This window comes from Candidatus Avelusimicrobium faecicola, from assembly GCA_900540405.1.
GTDB classification, from domain to species: Bacteria; Elusimicrobiota; Elusimicrobia; order Elusimicrobiales; family Elusimicrobiaceae; genus Avelusimicrobium; species Avelusimicrobium faecicola.
In genome coordinates this window covers 21,055-29,031 of record UQFW01000010.1, presented here as the reverse complement: position 1 = coordinate 29,031, position 7,977 = coordinate 21,055, and the positions used below count along the sequence as shown (strand labels likewise).

Genomic DNA, 7,977 nt, shown 5'->3' with positions numbered 1-7,977 from the left:
AATAGTGGCGTGGGAAGACGTGACGAACAGGTGTTCCATAAAGTCTTCTTCTTTTGTTTTACCGCCGATAATCCCTTTGCCGCCGCGGTTTTGGCTGCGGTAAGTATCTAACGGGATGCGTTTGGCGTAGCCGTCGTTGGAAATAGTGATGACGACGTCTTCCTTTTCAATTAAATCTTCCATAGAAAAGTCCGTCATATCCACACCGATTTCCGTGCGGCGCGGGTCGCCATAGTTCTTTTTCAGCTCGGTCAGTTCTGTGACGATAATATCCAAAATCTTTTGCGGGTCGGCCAAAATGCCTTGCAGTTCGGCAATCAGTTTTAACAGTTCGGCTTGTTCGTTGGCAATAGCGTCCGCAGACAGTTGGGTCAACTGGTGCAAGCGCATATCCAAAATAGCCTGGGCCTGTAATTCCGATAAGCTAAACTGGCTCATCAACTTAAATTTGGCTTCGGTCGGGTCTTTGGAATTGCGGATAATGGAAACAACTTCGTCCAAATTGGCAATAGCAATTAACAACCCTTGCAAAATATGTTCGCGGCGTTGGGCTTTGTTTAAGTCAAATTTAGTGCGGTTGGTAATAATTTCCTTGCGGTGTTTTACATAGGCTTTCATTACTTCTTTTAAGGATAAAATACGCGGGCGGCCGTCTACAATCGCCAACATATTTACCGGGAAGGAAGTTTGCAACTGCGTATGTTTGAACAGGTGGTTCAGCACCACTTGGGCATTTCCGTCGCGCTTTACTTCAATTACCAAACGCATACCGCGGCGGTCCGACTCGTCGCGGATGTCTGAAATATCGGTAATCTTTTTATCACGCACCAAACCGACAATCGTTTCAATTAACGAAGTCTTATTCACTTGGTACGGAATTTCGGTCACGATAATGGCTTCGCGCCCGCCTTTGCGTTCTTCAATTTCCGTGCGGGCCTGCACTTTTACACTGCCGCGGCCGGTTTCAAAATATTCGTAAATGCCTTTTGTACCGCGGATAATGGCGCCGGTAGGGAAATCGGGCCCTTTAATAATCTTCATCATATCCTTGGTGGAAATGTTCGGGTTTTTGATGTATTCAATAATACCGTCGCACACTTCGCCCAGGTTATGGGTAGGAATATTGGTAGCCATACCTACGGCAATACCGGAAGAACCGTTTACCAACAGTGCCGGCAATTTGCCCGGCAAGACGGACGGTTCCAGCAAAGAGCCGTCATAGTTGGGAATCATTTTGACGGTGTCTTTGTCCAAATCGTTAAGCATTTCGTCGGCAATGCGCTGTAAGCGGCATTCCGTATAACGCATAGCGGCGGCGCTGTCGCCGTCAATAGAACCGAAGTTCCCCTGGCCGTCAATTAACGGTTTGCGCAGGGAAAAGTCCTGCACCATACGCACTAAGGTATCATATACAGCCGTATCGCCGTGCGGGTGGTATTTACCTAATACGTCCCCTACCACACGGGCGGATTTCTTGTAGGCTTTGTTGTATTTCAAGCCCATTTCGTTCATGGAATACAGTACACGGCGGTGTACCGGCTTTAAGCCGTCGCGCACATCCGGCAAGGCGCGGCCCACAATAACGCTCATGGCGTAATCAATGTAATAGGACCGCATTTCTCCCGCGATATCACGCTCTTGAATGTTGCCAAACAAGTCCACATTCGCGTTTTGGGCTTGCGGCTGATTGTTTGTTTCTTCGCTCATGCTAAAAATCTCCTAATCCGGCTAAAATCTAGCCCGGCCGGGTACGGTAATACCCGGCTGGGTGGGTTAAATGTCCAAGTTCTTTACTTCCAAGGCGTGCGATTGGATAAAATCGCGGCGGGGTTCCACACGGTCCCCCATTAGCATAGTAAACGCCTGTTCCGTATCGGCCGCGTCGTTAATTCTTACTTGAATTAACTTGCGTTTGGCCGGGTCCATGGTGGTTTCCCAAAGTTGTTCCGGGTTCATTTCCCCCAAACCTTTGTAGCGCTGAATGGTGGCCCCGGAGGAAGCGGCTTCTTTGACCGCGTGTAAAAGTTCCGCCAGGCTGTATACCAGCGCATCCGTCTTGCCGTTATTTACCTTAAACAGCGGGTGGATGCGTTCTTTTTCGTTTTCAATAACCGGGTAGTTTTTGAAAGTAAACCCAAAGGTTTCCATTTTCTTTTCAGCCGCTAACAGTTTGCCAAATTCAAATAAGGATTGGTGTTCCGGCACCAAACTGTCGTTAGAAACCGTGGTGGTATCCACGCCGTCGGCTTCCAGTTCGGCCCGTTTTTCCTGCATATATTGGTTTTCGTAATCGCGGTATTCCTGTTCCGTATAATAATAGCGGAAGCCGCCGCTTTGCAACGGCGTGCGGTAGAGCGGCACGCGCCCTTCGGCCAAGAAAGCCAAAAAGTCATTTAAGGTAATGTTTTTGATTTCCAGTTTGCCCAAAATATCTTCCACATCCCGCAAGACTTTTAACAAATCTTTCAGTTGGTCCCCGCTCAATACGGTGTTTTTATCCATATCCGTCACCGTCACGCTGGCAAGGCCCTCTTTCATCAGCCATTGTTGCATTTGGTCTTCGGTTTGCAGATATTGTTCCGATTTACCTTTTTTCACTTTATACAAAGGCGGCTGGGCCAAATAAATGTGCCCGCCCTCAATCAGCGGTTTCAACTGGCGGTAGAAGAACGTAAGCAGCAGGGTGGAAATATGTTGTCCGTCCACATCAGCATCAGCCATTAAAATAATTTTGTGGTAGCGCAGTTTGGAAATATCAAATCCGCCGTCCCCTTCGCCCACGCCGGTACCTACGGCGGCAATTAAGTCGCGGATGGTATCGCTGGATAAGATTTTAACGAGCGGGGCTTTTTCCACGTTCAAAATTTTACCGCGCAACGGCAAAATAGCCTGGAAAACACGGTCGCGCCCTTGTTTGGCGGAACCGCCTGCGGAGTCCCCTTCTACCAGGAAGATTTCGCACTTGGCGGCATCTTTTTCTTGGCAATCGGCCAGTTTGCCGGGGAGGCCGCCGCCTTCCAACGCGCCTTTGCGGCGGGTTAAATCACGCGCTTTGCGGGCGGCTTCACGCGCCACGGCGGCGCCGACGCACTTTTCGCAAATAGCGCGGGCGGTTTTGGGGTTTTCTTCAAAGAAAGTAGCCAGCGTTTCCCCCACTACGGAGCGTACAATGCCTTCCACTTCCGAGTTGCCCAACTTGGTTTTGGTCTGCCCCTCAAACTGCGGGTGCGGGATTTTAACGGATAAAACCGCCGTTAAACCTTCTTTAATATCATCCCCGCCCACAGAAATATCTTTATGTTTGGAAATGTTATTGTTTTTAATATATTCGTTAATAATGCGGGTAAGCGAAGAACGGAAACCGCTTAAATGCGTACCGCCTTCCACCGTGTGAATGTTGTTCACAAACGAAAATATATTTTCGGAATAACCCTCGTTATACTGCAAAGCAAACGCAATATAATTATCCCCCACTTGTTTGGTTAAATAAATGGGTTCCTGGTTAATCACCGTTTTATTGGTGTTCAGGTAAGTGACAAACTGGGAAATTCCCCCCTCAAAATGGAAAGTGACGGATTGGTTATCTTCCTTGCGTTCATCCGTGTAAATAATTTTTACGCCCGCGTTTAAGAAAGCCAGTTCGCGCAAGCGGTTGCCGATGGTTTCATAAGAAAAAGAAACATCGCCGAAAATTTCTTTATCCGCGTGGAACGTCACTTTGGTACCGTGTTCGTGGGTATCGCCGATGACTTGCACTTTGTCTTCCGGCTTACCGCGGTGGTAGCGCTGGAAATAAACGTGGCCGTCGCGGCGGACTTCCACTTCCATCGTTTCGGAAAGGGCGTTCACGCAGGACACACCCACCCCGTGCAAACCGCCGGAAACTTTATAAGCGCCACTATCAAACTTACCGCCGGCGTGTAAAACCGTCATTACCACTTCCAGGGCGGATTTAGAGCGGAGCTTGGGGTCTTTGGCCCCTTTCATTACGTCTACCGGAATACCGCGCCCGTCGTCCTGCACGGAGCAGGTCATATCGTCTTTAATGGTGACGGTAATGGTGGTGGCGCCGCCGGCTAAAATTTCGTCCACGGAGTTATCCACCACTTCATACACCAAGTGGTGCAACCCCGGTAAACCGGTAGAACCGATATACATGGCCGGGCGCTTGCGCACCGCTTCCAAACCTTCTAAAACGGTAATTTTGGAAGAATCATAATCCTTCTCTCTTTCTTCTTCAGTCATTACAGGCTCCTTGTTTGAGTATGGCAAAAACTACAAAATTTCAATCTTGTGAATCCACGGTCTTTCAAAATGTTTATTCAGTTCCCGGATTAATGCGGGCCGCTGGGCCAGTAATTCGTTGCGGGCCACACTGGCCGTCACTTTTACATACAACGTATTGCCCTTAACAGCTTGGAGCGCCCAAAAACGGCCTTTGGGGCCGGTCAGGCGCGTCCACACATGGTCCAGCACCATCAAGTTATTTAAGCGCACATTTAACGCACTAAACGGGCGCGCCAATTCTTGCGCGCTGTGCCAGGCTTTGCGGGGTGTCTGGCCGAACCGCATAATTAGGCCCGCACCGGCATAATTACATACTTAAAAGTAGTGTCCCCCACCGGCTCAATCAGCACCGGCTGGGAAGCGTTTACAAAGGAAAAAGAAACTTTTTCCGCGCTGACATTTTTAAGTACATCAATAATAAAAGCCGGGTTAAAAGCCGCCTCAAAAGGGTCTTGCGTATATTCAATGGGCAGTTCGTCCACAAATTCCATATTTTGGGAGTTAGACGTCACCACAATCGCGTTGTTTTCCACTTTATATTTTACGGTAGCCCCAAATTCCCCGGAGCATAACGCGGAACGGCGGGTGGAAGCCAATAAATCTTTAGTGAACACTTCAAAACCCATATTCTTTTTGGTGGGAATTACTTGGTTGTAATTGGGGAAGTTCCCCTCAATCAAGCGGGAAATAAACGTGGTTTCGTTCATGCAAAAGCTAACTTGGTTGGAAGACACGTTGACCGTAATGCGGGTGTCTTTTTCCGGCTTGGCAATAGCAATAAAGCGGCAGACTTCGCTTAAAATTTTGGTAGGAATAATAATCTTAAATTCCTGGGAACCTTCCAACGCCGGGTGCGTGGCCAGCGCCAAACGCCCGCCGTCGGTAGCTACAATTTCAAACTTATCGGCGGTGTTATTCCACAAAAGGCCGTTCAAAATATAGCGGGTTTCCTGGGTGGAAGCGGAAAAAGCCGTTTTTTCCACCATATTTTTAAGCTCCATGGGGTCCATAGATACGCTGTTGTTTTTTTCTATTTCCGGGATGGCCGGGTATTCGCTTTTAGGCGTGCCGATTACCCAAAATTTACTCTTGCCGGATTTAATGTGGAATTTGTTATTCTCATCACTATACAGGTTGATTTCTTTATCGTTCGGCAAGTTCTTAATAATATCCGAAAATTCTTTCATAGGTACGGTAATGCTGCCTTCTTCTTCCACTTCCGCATTTACATAATGCACGGTGGCCATTTCCATATCCGTACGCACCAATTTTAATTTATTGTCTTTGGCTTCCAATAAGAAGTTGTGCAAAATAGGGAGCGTGGTTCTGGCGGAAGTACCCGCGGAAACAATCTGGATTCCTTCCAAAAAGGTTTCTTTAGTAATATTTATTTTCATACAATTAATCCTATTATTAATATCCTGTTGATAGTGTTTATTGTGTGGATTGGCCTATACGCCGCCGGTGGTTATGTGTGTGCATAAACCGGTTATTCTATAAACACGCTCCACAATTAAAACTGTTATACCCCCGTTTTTAATTTATCCACAGGGGTTATACACAACTTATTTACTTTTTATCCACAGCCTTAATATCCAAAATAATTTGGTTTATTTCGGCTGTAAAAAACGGGTCTGCATCTACTCTTTCTTTAATTAAATCCCGCGCGTGTACTACCGTGCTATGGTCCCGGCTGAATTCCCGCCCGATTTCCGGCAAGGATAAATCCGTCAGCTCCGTGGCTAAATACATGGCAATTTGGCGCGGCCAGGTGATGGATTGCGTTTTGCGTTTGGAATTAAAGTCTTCCATATTAATCTTAAAATGCTTTCCTACCACCTTTTTAATCAAATTGACGTTAATGGCCAGTTTTTGTTCTTCCTGCTGTAAAACATCAGCCAATACTTCCTGCGCTACCCCAATGGTGGGCGTAATGCCGTGGGCCGTGCAAAAAGATACTAAACTGAAAAAAGAGCCTTCCAGTTCGCGTATGTTGGTTTGGATGCCTTCGGCAATAAAAGCCAGTACATCATCCCCAATATCAAAATTAATGCTGTCGCGTTTTTGGCGCAAAATAGCAATACGCGTTTCCACCGTGGGCAGTTTAATTTCCGCCACAATGCCCGACATTAAGCGCGAGGACATCCGCGGTTCCAGTTGCAGTTCCTGCGGGGTTTTGTCGGACGTCAGCACAATTTGTTTATTGTTGCCGAACAACGCATTAAACGTATAGAAAAATTCCTGTTCACTGCCTACTTTGGTGGTACCCACTACAAATTGGATATCGTCCATTAAAAAACAATCCAAACTATGGTATTTTTTGCGGAACGCTTCCTGGTCTTTATTCATCACGGAATTGACGTAATCGTTTACAAATTCTTCGCTGGATTTATAAAGTACCTGCGCGTTGGGATTGGTTTGTAAAATTTTATTGCCGATAGCGTGCAAAAGGTGGGTTTTTCCTAACCCCGGGGTGCTGTAAATAAACAGCGGGTTATTGGCCCGGTTGCCCAGTTTATTCACCACCGCTTCCGCCATGCGGTAGGCAAAGCGGTTGGCGGGGGATTCAATAAAATTATCAAACGTAAACGAAGTGTTTAAGTTGGATACAAACGGATTGGGCTTTACCACCGGGGCCACTTGCGTAAAAGCGGTGGTTTGCCCCGGCGCGGGGGGAACTACCGGCGTAGGGGCCGGTTCTTTAATAATGTAATTAACGGTAATTTCCACCCCTAAATGTTTTAAGAACGCATCTTTAATAATATGTTCGTAGCGCTCTTTAATTGTTTTACCCCAAAACTGGCTGGGTAATTCCACCGATAGCACGGTGCCTTCATAATTAAATACGGCAGGGCGCAGCCACATATCAAAGCTGTCTGTACCCAAGATAGTTTCAATTTCGGTTAAAATAGGAGCCGGAATATTGTTTTGGCTTGTATTATCCACTTCGTTGTTCCACCGGAAAAAATATTTCTTATATCATACAAATTCTAATAAAGATTCGTCAATGATAAAAAAAGTAAAAATGGCGTTTCGGAGCGTAAAAAGGCGTGAAATTTTGATTTTTAATTTTTAGGGCTATCCCAACCACCCCCACCCCTTAAAATAACCAAAAAAGGGTGGATTTCAAAAATGAACTGGGTAAAAAAGGCTAAACTAACTACTTTTTAGGGTTGTAAAATAAATAAAGTCTTTTTATAATAAACTTGTAATGTATGAGTAGGTTTGATATAATAAATAAGAAAAATTATTAATAAGCAAAAAATCCTGCCTAAGCAGGAAAGGGGACTGTTATGAAAGTATTAAACGAGATTTACAAATGTAATGTATGCGGTAATATAGTGGAAGTGGTACATGCCGGCGGCGGGGAATTAGTCTGCTGCGGGCAAGCGATGGTACTACAAAAACCGGGTATGACGGACGGCGCGGCCGAAAAGCATGTTCCGGTCATTGAAAAAATAGAGGGCGGCTACCGCGTGCGTGTGGGCAGTGCGGAACACCCCATGTTGGAAAACCATTATATTGAATGGATTGAACTGATTTGCGAAGAATGTGGCAAAGTACAGCGCAAATACTTAAAACCCGGGGAAAAACCGGTGGCGGAATTTAAGAGCAGTAGCCCGCGTGTATTGGCGCGCGAGTATTGCAACTTGCACGGCCTGTGGCAGAGTGAGCTGAAATAAATTTATA

The 7,977-nt window shown here is 46.4% G+C and carries 6 protein-coding genes; 1 reads left to right on the top strand and 5 read right to left on the bottom strand.

Annotated elements, in window-relative coordinates; translation table 11 throughout:
- The 5 genes from gyrA to dnaA all read right to left on the bottom strand — a co-directional run.
- The coding region (gyrA, locus tag ACQY18_RS01950; protein WP_428038640.1) for a DNA gyrase subunit A at positions 1 to 1,707 on the bottom strand (1,707 nt) is incomplete at its 3' end.
- A 66-nt stretch (positions 1,708 to 1,773) separates the two neighbouring features.
- Positions 1,774 to 4,245: a DNA topoisomerase (ATP-hydrolyzing) subunit B gene (gyrB, locus tag ACQY18_RS01945; RefSeq protein ID WP_428038639.1), complete on the bottom strand. Its 2,472-nt coding sequence runs from the start codon at positions 4,243 to 4,245 to the stop codon at positions 1,774 to 1,776.
- Positions 4,246 to 4,275: 30 nt separating this feature from the next.
- A complete protein-coding gene (locus ACQY18_RS01940; RefSeq protein WP_176776951.1) occupies positions 4,276 to 4,572 on the bottom strand; it encodes a DciA family protein in 297 nt (98 codons plus the stop codon).
- A 2-nt stretch (positions 4,573 to 4,574) separates the two neighbouring features.
- Positions 4,575 to 5,684 (bottom strand): DNA polymerase III subunit beta, encoded by a 1,110-nt coding sequence (dnaN, locus tag ACQY18_RS01935; RefSeq protein WP_176776950.1) that lies wholly within the window; start codon positions 5,682 to 5,684, stop codon positions 4,575 to 4,577.
- Positions 5,685 to 5,856: 172 nt separating this feature from the next.
- Positions 5,857 to 7,233: a chromosomal replication initiator protein DnaA gene (gene dnaA / locus ACQY18_RS01930; protein ID WP_428038638.1), complete on the bottom strand. Its 1,377-nt coding sequence runs from the start codon at positions 7,231 to 7,233 to the stop codon at positions 5,857 to 5,859.
- A 347-nt stretch (positions 7,234 to 7,580) separates the two neighbouring features.
- On the opposite strand from dnaA, the gene ACQY18_RS01925 reads away from it, so the two are divergent.
- Positions 7,581 to 7,970, top strand: coding sequence for a desulfoferrodoxin (locus tag ACQY18_RS01925; RefSeq protein WP_428038637.1), 390 nt, complete (start codon positions 7,581 to 7,583; stop codon positions 7,968 to 7,970).
- Positions 7,971 to 7,977: the final 7 nt, after the last annotated feature.